The sequence below is a fragment of the Microcoleus sp. BR0-C5 genome (genome assembly GCF_036705045.1).
Lineage (GTDB): Bacteria > Cyanobacteriota > Cyanobacteriia > Cyanobacteriales > Microcoleaceae > Microcoleus.
The window spans coordinates 11,757-26,164 of record NZ_JAUBTR010000084.1 but is presented as its reverse complement, the minus strand read 5'-3'; the positions used below and the strand labels follow the sequence as shown (position 1 = coordinate 26,164).

Here is a 14,408-nt window from a genome sequence, read left to right as displayed (position 1 = left end):
TCTTCCTTCTTCCTTCTTCCTTCTTCCTTCTTCCTTCTTCCTTCTTCCTTCTTCCTTCTTCCTTCTTCCTTCTTCCTATTTTCAACTCCTAAACAACCGAGTGTACTGAGTTTCGTGCGCCATGCTAGCCAGTCCTAGTCCCCAACTGCAACTCCCAAGGTCATCATCTTCTAAGTGTAAAACTTCTTGCGCCGTACAGCTAATTTGAGACTGCAAATCTAACAGTAACTGTTGACCGGCTGTTTGACCGAGGGGAATCAGTTTCACGCCCGCACTCGCCAAATTGGCAGCCCAACTGTACAAATATCCTAACACGGCTGCTTCCTCTTCTATCTGCCAGTTGGCGGCGGCAATGCCAAAGCTGATCGCAAAATTGCACTGATTGCCGCCAAATTCCACCAAATCTTTTACACTTGTTGTTAACCCAGAAGCAACGGGCGATTTCCTGCGGGATAGCTTCGCTTCACGCAAGTCCAGCAGCAACCTGACCAAAGTCCGCCCCATTTGCCAACTTTGCAAGCGCAACTCTTCTGTTTCCTTAGCAGCAGTCGCCCAAGCATTCCAGTAATTCAAAGCCGTCAAATCCCCCATCTGTGCCGCCCTCAAAGCCCTTACCACTACAGCGGCTTCTACTCGCACAGCCCCGAATTGCAGCGAATTTTCTAACCAATTACTCAAAGTAATCTCGCTGTCGATCGCACCGGTTTCTACCAGACTTTCGATTCCCTCTGAATAACTATAAGCTCCCACAGGTGCAAAAGCTAGCTGTAACAAACATAAAAGTTGATTGTTCACTGTTGACTGTTGACTGTTGACTGTTGACTGTTGACTGTTGACTGTTGACTGTTGAATGGCCGAAAGCAATTTAGTCACAAGCCCTCGCATTCATCGGTGAGAGTAAATCTAAAATCTAAAATCTAAAATCTAAAATCTAAAATCTAATGGCTGTGCCCGTAAGCGCCCATTTCCGGCTGAAACGGCACAATTTCCTCTGTTACTTCCAAACCCATTTTTTCCAGCATTCCCTGCAACACAGAGTCGGGAGAAAGTCTTAAATAATTATCGGCAATTTCTAAAGCTACGTGGCGGTTTCCTAAATGATAAGCCGCCCGCATCAGTAGCAGCGGGCTTGATGCCCGCGCTGTCAACACCGATTCGGGTTTTGCACTTACCAGTACCAAGCAGCTACCGTCTTCCGACTGCAATAAATCTCGATCGCGCAGTACCGTACCTCTGGGCAAACTCAGGTGCAGCTTTTCCCCCGTCTCTGTCTCGAATCGGTGGCGGCTACGAGTGCGATCGTCCGATGTCATTGGTACAGTAAAGCTGACAATAGCATCGGGATTTGCAGGTAAATGTTTTGTGAATGTTAGCATTTTTCTATTCTATTCCTCAGAGCCATTCACTTGACATTGAGTTTTTGAGGAATATCTTTTTTATAGCCGAAGGAATCAGGAAGACCGAAATTGCAATTTTCAGCTCATGTTTCAGGAATTAAAAACGTTTTAATCGTCTTGGCGATCACTATATCTCATTCCGATTTACAGCCAGTTGAAAAATATTCATCTCTCTGACCGCTCCCGTTCTGGTCTTGTTACCAAATTTATGTTATTTTGTCAAGCACTTAATCGCAGACGATCACTTTTTTTTCAAAAAATTTTGCCTATCGTCTAGCAACTCGAACAATTTAAATCTCCAATATATTGTTGGGGGGAGGTAGCGCTTAGGCATCCTGCCTGCCCTTAACAAGCTTTTATGGAGAAGTCTAATATAACGGGAGAGGAAGAAAGACTCAAACCCTCAAGCTTATTGATTGCCCGCTTGTTGCAGTCGCAGGAGCTCGGCTTGAATTCGCTGTTTGACTGCCGGATTCGCTTGCTGGAGCAAAGTAAGCTGATTGAAGCGACTAACTGTCAAACCATTGGTTTCGATAACTTTTTTAGCTTGTTGGCAGTAATTCACCGCTATGCCGCGAACACCTCCAGACAACCTATTGATTTCCTTAGTTTCGTTGCACACTACTCTGGGAACCGATCCCCCAGCCATTCCTTTAATTTCGTTATAAGCTTCCACCCGTCTGGGTTCTATTGCCAACACAGCACGAGCGTAGCTAGTAATTTCTTCGCTGCTAATCTCTTGAGCTTGGGCTGCTGCTCCGAAAACGAGGTTTGGGGATTGTCCATACAAACCGGGCGCCCATCCGCTAGCTAAAGCTGCTGCAGAAATGATGCCTGCAAACAGCGATTGTCGCAGCATCCGGTTTAGGCGAAATTTAGAGGTGTTGGTTGAGGTGTTCATGGTCGTCGGTGATTGCTTACGTGGAGATAAAAATGACACAGCGCTTGGAGGCTCAATATTTTTGAATAATGTGGTGGCTAAAAAGTTCCTGCCGTTGGTAACTATTTTGAATTCCAGCAGGATGCTTTGGGAGTGGCTACGACGATCGACTTTTTAGCAAATTCGATAATTTCATTCATTCTAGCATCTGTGGGAAGTTGACAAAATTCAAACTTGAGAGGGTAATTTTAATTACAGAGTGTTACTGAATTGCCTCTCCCCATAATTCTCACAGCGCAAATATTAAATAATTCTAAAACTTATTGACAAATTACTCGCCTTAATTAGTCTAATCAAGGTACGCCCTAGCAAAGCTATCTTCCCGCAAGGGTTCCCGTTCCCCGTAGGGGTTCCCGTAGGGTAGGGTAGGGAAGCGCCTGGAAGGCTAGGTCAATCGATTTTAGATTTTAGATTTTAGATTTTAGATTTTAGATTTTAGAATTGAAGCATTGACTTGCGCGAGATAAATTCGGGGGCTCCTTTATCGGATACAGGTTTTTTATTTCTGGACGGATTTATCACGTGGCGGGTATCCTGGATGCTTGATTGTCAAATTTAGCAGCAATCGCACTCATCAATGGCGGCGATGATTGATTTAATGTTAAGCGATGGTGCATTTGTCGATCGAGAAAATCCCCCGCTGGTTTGGCTGCTGACGAAGTTAGAGGCGGAACAAAAATTATGTTTTACTACCCGAAGATAGAGACAGCAGCAGGGAACTAGACATTAAAATCTTGTTATCAAAATGCGCGCTATCTGTTTTTGGCAGTCAGCGCCCAGGCCTTCGATTCCAGTTCTCGCTTCCTCCAGTTTGGGGCTATGAAAACTTGTCTGGGATTTACCCAGAAACCTGGTTTTTATACGAAATAAAATCGTTACAGCCACCAGCAAGAGCAGACAAACCCGGAAAGCTGGAATTTTTGGGCCTGAGTTTTATTGTCATCTCGATCGCAGATAGCGAATTTTGGCAAGCATTATCGCAGCAATTTAACAATTATTAATTACCCATTGCCCATGAAAAGTCAAAAAGAAATTTGGCGAGTTATCCTCGCAGTAGCTATCAGTATTGTAGGCGTGCTGCACTTTGCAGTACCCGCACCTTTTATCAGAATTGTGCCGCCCCAGCTTCCTTACCCGGAAGCCTTGGTTTATATCAGCGGTTTTTTCGAGATTTTGGGCGGCATTGGGCTGTTAGTTCCTCCTGTCAGCAGGGCGGCGGCGTGGGGGTTAATTGCCTTGTTTATTGCCGTGTTTCCAGCTAATATCAATCAAGCCGTCAACAACATTCCGATAGAAGGGATTCCCCACAACCAATTACTGTATTGGTTCAGGCTGCCTTTTCAAGCTGTCTTGATTGCTTGGGCCTGGGTTTATACCCAACCAGACGAAGGTAAACCCCGAGCTTCTATAGTTCCAGATAGAACAGAAAACGCCCAATGAAGCAGTTCGACTACTCTGTGGATTTTAAGAACATCGACTTTCGACAGCACCCGGAACTTTATCGGGTAGGCAAAGGAGAACAGGGGGTGCTGTTGGTTGAACCCTATAAAGGAGAAATTCTGCCTTTCTGGAGATTTAAGACTCCTGAAATTGCCAGGGAGTCCAGCAGCAAAATTTACTCCTTGTTTTTAGACTATCTCGATGCCGATGATTTTGTTGGAGCCGACATGGCCCGCAAGTTCTTGCAGATGGGGTACACTCGATCGCGTCGCTACGCCAACCACAAAAGCGGTCGAAAATACCAGCAAAACCCTCAGAAGCTGAAGTCTGTTGCAGAGCAAACCGCTGCTCGAAAAGATATTTTGCCGCTACAAGCAGATCCGGTGAAAGCAGAATCCGCCGCCATTTTTCAAGAAAAATGGATGCTGGCCAAAATCAACGAGAAATATCTCGAGCTTTTAGCCAGACACCGACAGATGTATGAATCTTATTTAGTCAACGCTGAGGATTGACATACATTTACAAAAACTCAGAACTTACACTTTAGCCCCGTCGGCAGCAGTGCAGTTGTGCTTGCCTATCTGGGCCGCATCTATTTGCTTGGCCCTACTATTTACTCGTCATCTTCTTCCCTTTGCCACTGTCGCCAAATTTCAAAGGCATTAAAGCCCCTGTATTGCAGGTAATTCAAGACTTTGCCCTTGGTTTTCGGATCGGCTTTACCCCAAGTATCGATTTTGTATTTCCGCATGACTTTGGCTTTTAATTCGGCCAGTTTTTCTGCTTCGGAGTCCTGATTTTCGGCAATTTCTTCTTCCCAGACTTGCTCGAACAAATCGTTGGTAATTCCTTTTTGCAGGCACTTGCGCTTGATGGCCGACTTCCCGTATTTGCCTGCACCAGAGGCGATCGAGTTTGCCACCAAGCGAGTGTCGGACTGATAGCCGCGGTCTTGAATTTGCGCGATCGCCTCCAATATTTCCTCATTGCCAAAACCTTTCTCTTGCCCCTTTTTGCGAAGTTCAGAGGCACTGTAGTCTTTGCGGGACAAGAGAAAATAGAAATAGTCAAGACAGCTCATCAGTTAAATTGAAGGGTGGCGCGCAAATACTCGTGTAGCGAATGCCAAATCCAGTCGCCTTGCTATCGGCTGACTGCATCGCGTGAAGCGAAGCTATCCCGGAGGGAATCGCCTTTATTCTTCTGTATCCTCCTCTTCATCATCCACTTCCACATCCGGTCTGTCCACATCGATCTGAATCAAGCGAATGTGCTTGTATCCGAGCTTAATTTCAAACTCGTCTCCCGGCTTTAATCCCATTTCTTGGGTATAATTTGCCCCGATCACGATCGAACCATTCTTGTGAACGCTAGCTCGATAACTCGCTTCTCGCCCGCGTCCGTCTGCTTTCGACTTCTCTAGCTCAATGCCCTTAGCAGCTAACACTGCATCGTAAAACTCAGCCAGATTAATCCGGGTTTCTCCACTTTTGCTGACAGTGAAGTAGCCACAAAGCTTTGCAAGTTCTCTGCGTGGCAAATCACTGCCTTTGATTTTTTGAAGCAGACCTTTTCCTGTTAAGGGTGCTGTAGCTGTTTCTGCCATTGACCGTACCTCGCTTATTGGACTTTACTTATATCAATTACAACACATTAGATTAACTTTGTTTCACTGTCAATACTAATAATTCTCAATATTTAAGATTCGGGATAAATTTCTGCGGCCTCAAGACCGGGGGTGCAAGTAAGGATGCTCGAAGGGCGATCAATTTGCTGCTTGTGGCCCAAATCCTTGCGTAAGCCTCTCTTGCGATCGCGCGAGGAATTATTGTCGCAAATTAAATGCTTTACTTTTTTACAGTAAAGTCTGTTCCCTGCATTCACCCATCCCCGATCAAGTCTGTGGTCAAGGTAAAAACAAGACAGCCATGAATCGAAATACCTAGAGCGCGGCCGCTGCAAATCTGCCGAAAGCATTTACCGGCCGGGGTTAACTTTTACCTCAACAAGGGGAGCCAGCACTTGTTCTCGATGCCCCTGCCAGCTACTTGCACGCACCAGTTTACAAAAAGAATCAAACTGTAGGCAAGCTCCAAACCCTTATGGAATAAGTCATTCCCTCTTCTTCAATCTAAAATCTAAAATCTAAAATCTAAAATGGTATAAACCCTATTTTTCGGGCTGGAAATCCCCTCAAAACCCCAAATACCAACGAGCAATCTTCTATTAAGGTGTTGGGCATATAACTTCCACAGAACGCAGTCTGGGGAAGGCAATCCGGTAAAAATTCAAGGAAATTTCACCTCTTCGTTGAACGGGTTTAAGCTCAAACCCGACTCAATGGGCGCGGCTGCAGAAACATCGGGCAGCCACTAAGAGGGGAATAGTTTTGATCGGGCGAGATTGCTTCGCGACTCTTAACACTTCGCCAGGAATCAGTAGATTTCTAGGGGGAACTCGGGAAAATCTTCCTCCTCCGGCCCCAAGCCAGAGAATTTGAGGTTATTTCCACAGGGGAATTGAAAAAGACCGAGTTAAATGCACCACAGCTTAAATGTTTGATGCACTACAAATTAGCAGCGGTTCCCGACATGGAGTTTCGATGGAAATGTATTGGTTTCCACTCGTGGCCTGTAAAGTGCCATACTCTCAAAATTTATGCACCAACTGGAGGGGCGCGTCAATCGATTTGAGATTTGAGATTTTAGATTAAAGAATTGAAGCCTTGACTTGCGCGAGATAAATACGTTCGGCAAGTTTCATCGGATACAGGTTTTTTATTTCTGGGTCCTGAGTCTGCTTTCGGAATGAATCACGTGGCGGGTATCCTGGATGCGAGGAGGTCAAACTCACAGCCGCTTCCATAATTAATTATTGTGAAATAAGCGCGCTGAGGGTGAGGACGTTCTTAATTGTGGCAACTCTGGCTTTTATTGTCTTGTGCCGAAGGATGAATACTCGTGCTGCCGAATCAGCCCGCTCAAAAACGCATACAAGCCACCGACTCCTGTCGTGGAGAGAGCAAAAATTTAGAGTCTTGTTCCAGTTCCCAGATTTATCTGTGGAGTAAATTTAAAATCTCAAATCCTTCGACTCAGGGTTCAAGCTGAAGTCTAAAATCTCAAATCGACTGACGAATTTCGACGAGAAACCCGGTTTCTTCCTCGATGCTTGGTTGCGCTGCTGCTTATTTTCGGTAAAAACCGGCTTGATGAACGTAAGTCCGAGATTCGATCGAGCAGTATACTTTTGATCGCTTTGCCAGCGGCAGCTGATCGCGAATGGCCAGGAAAAACCCCACCCACTTTGGAGCCAGGCCAAGAGGGTCTAAATTCAGCATTGCAGTGGGCGATCGCTTTTAGTGACGTTGTTGCAGGTAATTTTGCGACAGGGGAGTCCGTACCGCCGGCAGTAACTCTTCTGGTTTTGTGCCTCGCTGGTTCGAGTACCGCCACCCAAAAAAGCCAGCACTCAAAGCAACGGACAACAAGCAAAGCATTAGGGTGACAAATTTTTTCGACCCCGGTTTTGTTAACGGTTTCTGAGTCGGTGCAGCGGCGCGATTTGCTTGGATCGCCGCACACTCAGAATTAGGAATAGAGGACGGCGAAGCCGTCGGTGAGTTCGGTGAATTAGCAGCATCGGGTCGATCGTTCTGGTGAACCCAATCCCTACGATCTTTTAATTGGTTGGGATATTCCCAGACTTCGCCGTCAGAATTGTCTGAATCATGGGATCGATTGGCTGGGATTGGGGGGTATTGGGCGATCACCGAAACCGAAGACGGGGCCTTCCATTCAGTACCCGCGATCGCCGGTTGCGTTCCCGGCGCGATTATGTGCACCATAGAACCGGAGGTCGCGCTGTGGGCTGGGGCGCCAGTCAAATAGCCGTCAAAGTCCGGGTGCTGGTAGAGAATGGGCAAAGCCCAGTATAGCTGGTGAGAACCGTAGGCAGAAATTAGCCCAGCTCTGGCCCGGCTCAGGCTGAGATCGACTGGATAGCCTTGATTGAGGTTGCGGTAAAACAGCCGCGTCAGAGTTAGGGCTACATCGTCGGGGATGCTTTCTGCCATTGCTAGCACTGCCGGAATGCCCCGCTTCACTAGAGCTTCGGTTAAGTTCCGTTCCGGGCTGTCGTCCGCGAGGTCTGAGGGGTCGCCGTAGGCGCCGCGGCAGGAGTTGAACACGGCCATCTGAATACCGTTGTTAACGAGCAATCCAGCTAAGTCGTCGCCACTGAGGGTTTCGGTTAAGCCGGTGCGGCTGCTGACTAGGTAGAGTTCGCCACCTCTGGAACCTAAGTTGCTGTGGCCTGCGTAGTGCAGGACTTGGTAGTGTCCTTGTTCTAGGGCTTGGGTAAGTTGTTCTCGATCGGGCTGTTCGAGAATCGTCAGTTGAATTTCCGGGGAATGGGGGCTGTTTTTGACAGGATTAGCGGTGCGGTTTTGGAGTTCTTGTTGTAAATGGAGCACTTCTCGCTTGAGCTGCAAGCTGTCTCGATCGCTCGGAGAGGCGATCGCCATTAAAATTTTTAGTGGCCCGCCACTAGGCAGTATCCGGGTTTGTTTGAACAAACTTGTACCTGGTTGGTAGCGAGAAAACACGACATCTGTGCCGGTTGCCAAGGGGCGATCGCCCGCGTGCAGCACTTCCCACGGCAGCCGCGGCAGGCGCCGGCCTTTGAGTCCGAGTCGCAGTTGCAGCACTTCTCGGCGGTGCTGGGCGATGCCTTGAGCGCAAGTCCAGCTATCGCGCAAGTTTCCTTGAAACAGCCCGCTGTATAATTGTTGTCCGAGCGCTACTAAATTCGGCGCACAGTTGGGTCCCGAACGGGAGATCCCGCGACCAGCAAAACTGTTTCCCTGTACTGCTTTTCCTTGGAGCAAGCCCACCAGCGGGTCGTTCATCAGTTGAGCAGACAGTGCAAGCCATTCGTCGATCGGCCAGCGGACTTGTTGTTCGGCTAAGGGTACACCGGGTGCAACCCTTTCTGTCCGCACTAGATATTCGTCGTCCCCAACAGGGGTGACTGAGAGTTGAAATTCCTGGCTCACCGGTTTAGCGCCCTCCCGCCTTAATTCTAAATTTGCCTGCGTTTTTGCGGCTAGCAATAGCGATCGGCAAAATAATTTTTACTCTTCCAATCAAAGTTTTTGAATGCGCTTCCCCCGATCGGGCGATCGCTAGGGTCATATATATTTGTTCAAACACTTTGAGGATATAAAAGTTGTACTTTAATAACAGTTTATTAGTTTTGATTGCCCTGTGGCTCGGTGAAAGCCGAATTTTCTGCAATCTTTGTATCTTTAACATTTTGCACCTCTACCGCAGACCCCTTTAGATTCGTCGTGAACTTGAGTTTCTCATTGCTGAGTAAAGTTAAATTCGAGGCACTTTACCAGGCGGATCTCTAGTTCTTATTAAAATTACTTCGGCTCTCGCCAACCGGTTTCAGGGTAATATCGCAGGGAAAGTTGAGTATTTTATTTTTTTTGGCGATCGGTCGATCGGTCTTTACCGCTTATCCTCTACCACGAACCCCCCATGTGTAATCTTGATTTTGTGTCAATTAATTAATTGGTCAGCCCTGGGTTCTCATCCGTAAGCCCTCCGCCCTCATCCTTAAGACCTCAGTGGCTATCGATGATCGATAGTTGACCATCGATAATTGCTAATAAACTATTGCTAATTTACCGCTTTTATGATATAGAAAACTTTTAATTTAACTCTCTTAATCTAGTTAAAGTTAAGCAGCAAAAATAAACTTAAGTAGCCAAGAACTCTCAACAATACAATGGCAATCAAATTATTCCGGTACTCTCAAGCAACCATCATTTTTGGCATCTAGAGGATTACGCCTCATCAGGCCGGTTTCTCGGATAATTATTGGATTTGGTAGCGAAGCCTATACAAAGCAACTGGGTTTCGCAGGCGCGCCGTGGGTTATTCCCGCTCAAAATGCCGAGCTTGCAACTGTCACCAAAAACGACTCCTGCGTCGGTTACTCTTTTTAGCTAAATTTTGCAATCAGTCTTGAGATAGATAAATTTTGGCAGAACTCTTAATATTGAGCCGAAAAAAACAATTTTCTCAGTTGGCGAGGTTTCCTCGAATCGAGAGAAAATTGTGCAACTAAAAATTAGAACAAATATTTACCCGGGGGAATTATCTAAATTTCTAATTAATCATCGGGAACTAAAATTAGGAGGGTACTGTCGTTTAGTCAAGAGATGCAAATCCTAAGTCAGGGAAGGATTTGTCAAAGCTGGGAGTGTTACACAACTTCAATACATCCAGCCCAAATCGGAAAAAAAGCAAGGGTAAAATTGGGGGATACAGGTTTTGGGTAGTTATTTAGGAGTTGTCAGTTGCGAGTTTAAATTCAGCTAATTCACTGTAGAAATTACGTAGAAAATCTACAATAAGGGTCCTTCGGCGCAGCTTACTGTAGAAATTACCGGTAGAAATTACCGAGAACATCTTAAAGGCTCGGAGCTTCGGGGCAGCACTTACGGTGTAGGTCGCGTATCAATTAATTTTGGTAGGCAATTGCAGAATATAAAACTCGCAACAAAGCGAAAAAACCTTGCGGTTTAAGTGGCATCTATAAGAGTAAAAATGAGGAAACCAGCTCCTCTAGCAGGCGAAAGCATGAAGTTAAATTTTATTTTCTTCTGCTGCATCCTGTTTGCTGATAAATTGATTCTAAGAAGCTTACCATTTTTTGGGAAATATCAACGATGGCAGACGAAAACTTGTTAGAAAAACCGGGAACACTTTTTCTCGCTCAAGATGAAACACAAAATCCAGTCGGGGATTTAGGCGACGACAGCTCTACAATTCCCGATGATGATTTAGCCAAGTTAATTCAGGACGAGATCGACGAAAAGACCGACGGCGTTACCACCACCCAATCTCCCGATCCGTCTAACGGCGTACTGGAAGAAGGTGTTCCTGATGACAGCCAAATTGCGGAATCTAACCCCGTACTAGAAGAAGGTGCGGGCGACAAAGATGACGATGACTTAGACGATGGCAACGGCATCGATGATCGCCGTCGGACGCTCGAAGGTAGCGATGATGATGACGTAATTGTCGCCACCGGCGATAACGAGGAGGTATACGGTAAAAAAGGCAAGGACAAAATCAAAGGAAACGGTCGCAAAAAATATACAATCTTCGGCGGTAAAGATGACGATGATTGCGAGGGCGGCGATGACGACGATAAAATAAAGGGCGATCGGGGCAACGACAACGTTAAGGGCGGCAAAGGCAAGGACACCCTTAACGGCGGTAAAGATAACGACAGCCTTTTTGGCGGCAGCGACGACGACATCTGCGAAGGCGATGACGGCGATGACTGGGCCCACGCCAACGAAGGAAATGATGACGTTAAGGGCGGCGCCGGCAACGATACCGTCTATGGCGGCAAAGGCAACGACGATTGTGAGGGCGGCGAAGGCAACGATGCCGTCAGGGGCGACACAGGCAACGACAACGTTAGTGGCGGCGACGGCAACGACAACGTTAACGGCGGCAAAGATAACGATACCGTGATCGGCGGTGGCGGCAGCGACAACTGTGCAGGCGACGACGGCGACGACAGCGTTAGCGGTGGCATCGGCAACGATACCGTGATCGGCGGTGGCGGCAGCGACAACTGTGCAGGCGACGACGGCGACGACAGCGTTAGCGGTGGCATCGGCAACGATACCGTGATCGGCGGTGGCGGCAGCGACGACTGTGCAGGCGACGACGGCGACGACAGCGTTAGCGGCGGCATCGGCGACGATACCGTGATGGGCGGCGACGGCAATGACAACTGCGAAGGCGACGACGGCGACGACAGCGTGATGGGCGGTGCCGGCGACGACAGCGTGATGGGCGGTGCTGGCAAGGATACCCTCGTTACTGGCGACGGCAATGACAAGGCAGACGGCGGCGATGGCGACGACAGCGTTAGCGGTGGCGGCAACGGCGACGATACGCTGATGGGCGGCAACGGCAACGATACGCTGATGGGCGGTACTGGCAACCATACCTGTGTCGGCGGTGCTGGAGAGGACGTTTATGTCGTGAGTAACAGTACCTCTGGGGCAAGTGCAGTCATCACTGACTTCGCAGACAACGAGGACAAGTTTCTGCTGTTTGGCGACTTGAACTTTAGCAGCTTGACCTTTATACAAGTCGGTGCCAATACCGAAATTCGGGTCAATAACTTCGCCTTGGCGCTATTGTTGAATGTCAACGCAACGCTGATCACTGCTGGCGACTTTTTGGGAGTTAATCCTCAAACTCCAACTCAAACTCCAACTCCAACTCTCCCTCCAATTCTCACTCCAACTCCGATTTTTAACCCTCCGCGAGTGGAAGCTAATGAGCCCCTGATTGCTGGTTCCAGCGGCGACGAGCAAATTATTACTCCTGATTTGTTGCAGTTTGTCGATGACGAGCAAGGTCCTAGCGGCACCGTCTACACGGTAACGGAGCTGCCCGATGCTACAACCGGCCAACTATTCTTTAAGGCAGTCGCCGTAACACAAGTCGGTTTTACCTTCTCTCAAGCAGACATTAACGCAGGCTCGTTAAGTTTCAAAGCGACAGTAGGTTTTATCGGTGCGCTGAGTTTTGGTTTTGAAGTTAGCAACGGCAAACGATCTGCCACCGGCCAGCGTTTTAGCTTGAATGTCGAGCAAAATGTCTTTAATTTTGCTGGCAATACAGCACCTCAAGTTATTGTCGGTTCTGCGACGCTCGATAACGACATCGAAGGCAGCGATGGTGACGATGACATTACAGCCGGCCTCGGCAAAGACAAAATCATCGGTGGCAAAGGGAAGGACAAAATTAAAGCCGGCGATGGCGATAACGATATCGACAGCGGCGATGACGATGACGAGATCGAAGTCGGCAAAGGCAAAAACAAAATCAAAGCAGGCAAAGGCAAGGACAAAGTTAAAGCCGGCGATGGCGATAACGATATCGACAGCGGCGATGACGATGACGAGATCGAAGTCGGTAAAGGCAAAAACAAAATCAAAGCAGGCAAAGGCAAGGACAAAGTTAAAGCCGGCGATGACGATGACGAGATCGACGGCGGCGATGACGATGACTCGATCGACGGTGGCCTCGGCATAGACAAAATCATCGGCGGTAGTGGCAATGACACATTAACCGGAAATGAGGGCGATGACTCGATCGAAGGCGGTCTAGGAACCAATAATCTGAGTGGGGGTAATGGGAAGGATACCTTTATTTACCTCACTTCCCGCCAAGAGGTTCAAACAGTTGTAGAAGCTGACTTTATTACTGACTTTAATGTCGATGACGATGTTTTACAGCTTTCTACGGGAGCTTTTGGTAATCTCAGCGTTTCTAGCTTGACCCGACTGGAGATTACTGCTACTTCTACTGTTGGGTCGATCGGCAGTGCTAACTTGCTCGATTTCAGCTTGGATACCACTGTTAACAGCATCGCGTCTTTGCAAGTGCGGTTTGCACAGTTGGGTGGCAACCTAGACGCGCCTACTTTCTGTCAGTTTATAGATGCCGAGACCGGCCGTTCCGTGCTGGTATTTGGTTTTGGGGCGCGCTTTGAAGTTGTCACCAGTTTCTCGGTGGACATTCGCCTGCAAGTCAGTAACTTTGTCTTCATCGGCGAGCCACTAAATGTTCCTGTCGGTACTGCTGGCCCTGACAATGTGGATTTCGGCACTTATCCGGCTGCAGTTAATTTCGATGGTTTAGCAGGCGATGACAAGATTGTCGGCAGCAATTTTAACGATACCATCAAGGGCGGCGACGGCAACGATACCATCACCGGCGGTCTTGGTTTGGATGTCATAAGCGGTGGCAGTGGTGCGGATCTGTTTGTTTACAGGACAACTAAAGAAGGCGGCGATAAAATTTCCGACTTTACTGTTGGGGTAGACAAATTCGAGTTTAGCGCGAGCGCTTTCGGTAATTTGACTACGACTAACTTTGACGGTGTTAGCGGTTCAACTCCTGACATTACGGGCAAAGAGTTAGTGATTTTCACAGGCGGCAGTTATGCCTCTTTGGAAGATGCACAAACTAAGGTTCTGGGCAATTCTACAAGTGCTGGTTTCTTCGCCTTTACGAATGCGTCGAACGAAACGGTGTTGTATTTTGACTCGAACGGTACCGTAGCCGATGGTTCGACGCTTATTGCGAATCTGGGTACGGCTGCTAGCAATCTGGGAACGGCGGACTTTGTATTTACAGGTACGATCGCACCTTCTGCGGGTGACACTCCTACCAACTCAGGCAGCATTGTTGATTTAAATGCTGCTGGGAATACTTTCCCAAGCGACTTTAACAATTTCGGTTCAGGTGCTGGCGGTTACAACTTCACCTCTCCTGTGTTATTCACCGGAGATGCTAAGGCTAACAGCGTCACTGGTACTGAGTTTGCTGACATCTTCAGCGGCGGCAGCGGTGCAGATATTCTGACTGGCGGTGCTGGTGCAGGGGATCTGTTTGTTTACAAAGCAACAGGCGAAGGCGGTGATACGATTACTGACTTTACCTCTGGGGTAGACAAATTCGAGTTTAGCGCGAGCGCTTTCGGTAATTTGACTACGACTAACTTTGACGGTGTTAGCGGTT

At 47.8% G+C, this 14,408-nt stretch carries 10 protein-coding genes; 3 read left to right on the top strand and 7 right to left on the bottom strand.

What is annotated here, in order from left to right; all coding sequences use genetic code 11:
• Window positions 1–81: 81 nt before the first annotated feature.
• From QUB08_RS27330 to QUB08_RS27320, 3 genes are all read right to left on the bottom strand, one after another.
• On the bottom strand, window positions 82–795 hold the full coding sequence (locus QUB08_RS27330) for an urease accessory protein UreF (protein WP_333228838.1): 714 nt from the start codon (window positions 793–795) through the stop codon (window positions 82–84).
• Window positions 796–938: 143 nt separating this feature from the next.
• Window positions 939–1,376: an urease accessory protein UreE gene (ureE, locus tag QUB08_RS27325; protein ID WP_333228836.1), complete on the bottom strand. Its 438-nt coding sequence runs from the start codon at window positions 1,374–1,376 to the stop codon at window positions 939–941.
• Window positions 1,377–1,806: 430 nt separating this feature from the next.
• On the bottom strand, window positions 1,807–2,298 hold the full coding sequence (locus QUB08_RS27320; protein WP_333153771.1) for a DUF4168 domain-containing protein: 492 nt from the start codon (window positions 2,296–2,298) through the stop codon (window positions 1,807–1,809).
• Between the two features lie 1,053 nt (window positions 2,299–3,351).
• Between QUB08_RS27320 and QUB08_RS27315 the strand changes: the two genes are divergently transcribed.
• Together QUB08_RS27315 and QUB08_RS27310 are read left to right on the top strand one after the other, a co-directional pair.
• Window positions 3,352–3,777, top strand: a complete 426-nt coding sequence (locus QUB08_RS27315; protein WP_333228834.1) for a DoxX family protein — start codon at window positions 3,352–3,354, stop codon at window positions 3,775–3,777.
• Complete coding sequence (locus tag QUB08_RS27310; protein ID WP_333228832.1) at window positions 3,774–4,289, top strand: DUF4385 domain-containing protein; 516 nt, start codon at window positions 3,774–3,776, stop codon at window positions 4,287–4,289. Before QUB08_RS27315 ends, QUB08_RS27310 begins: the two co-directional genes overlap by 4 nt.
• Before the next feature lie 101 nt (window positions 4,290–4,390).
• On the opposite strand, the gene QUB08_RS27305 is transcribed toward QUB08_RS27310, so the two are convergent.
• The 4 genes from QUB08_RS27305 to QUB08_RS27290 all read right to left on the bottom strand — a co-directional run bounded on the left by QUB08_RS27305 (window position 4,391) and on the right by QUB08_RS27290 (window position 9,092).
• Window positions 4,391–4,858: a regulatory protein RecX gene (locus QUB08_RS27305; RefSeq protein ID WP_333228830.1), complete on the bottom strand. Its 468-nt coding sequence runs from the start codon at window positions 4,856–4,858 to the stop codon at window positions 4,391–4,393.
• 114 nt (window positions 4,859–4,972) lie between these two features.
• Entirely contained in the window at window positions 4,973–5,383 is a 411-nt protein-coding gene (locus QUB08_RS27300; protein WP_293126913.1) for an AbrB family transcriptional regulator, read from the bottom strand.
• Window positions 5,384–7,135: 1,752 nt separating this feature from the next.
• On the bottom strand, window positions 7,136–8,833 hold the full coding sequence (locus QUB08_RS27295) for a CHAT domain-containing protein (protein WP_333228828.1): 1,698 nt from the start codon (window positions 8,831–8,833) through the stop codon (window positions 7,136–7,138).
• Window positions 8,834–8,837: 4 nt separating this feature from the next.
• A complete protein-coding gene (locus tag QUB08_RS27290) occupies window positions 8,838–9,092 on the bottom strand; it encodes a hypothetical protein (protein ID WP_333228827.1) in 255 nt (84 codons plus the stop codon).
• Window positions 9,093–10,519: 1,427 nt separating this feature from the next.
• Between QUB08_RS27290 and QUB08_RS27285 the strand changes: the two genes are divergently transcribed.
• On the top strand, window positions 10,520–14,408 hold a 3,889-nt coding region (locus QUB08_RS27285), incomplete at its 3' end, for a cadherin-like domain-containing protein (RefSeq protein WP_333228825.1).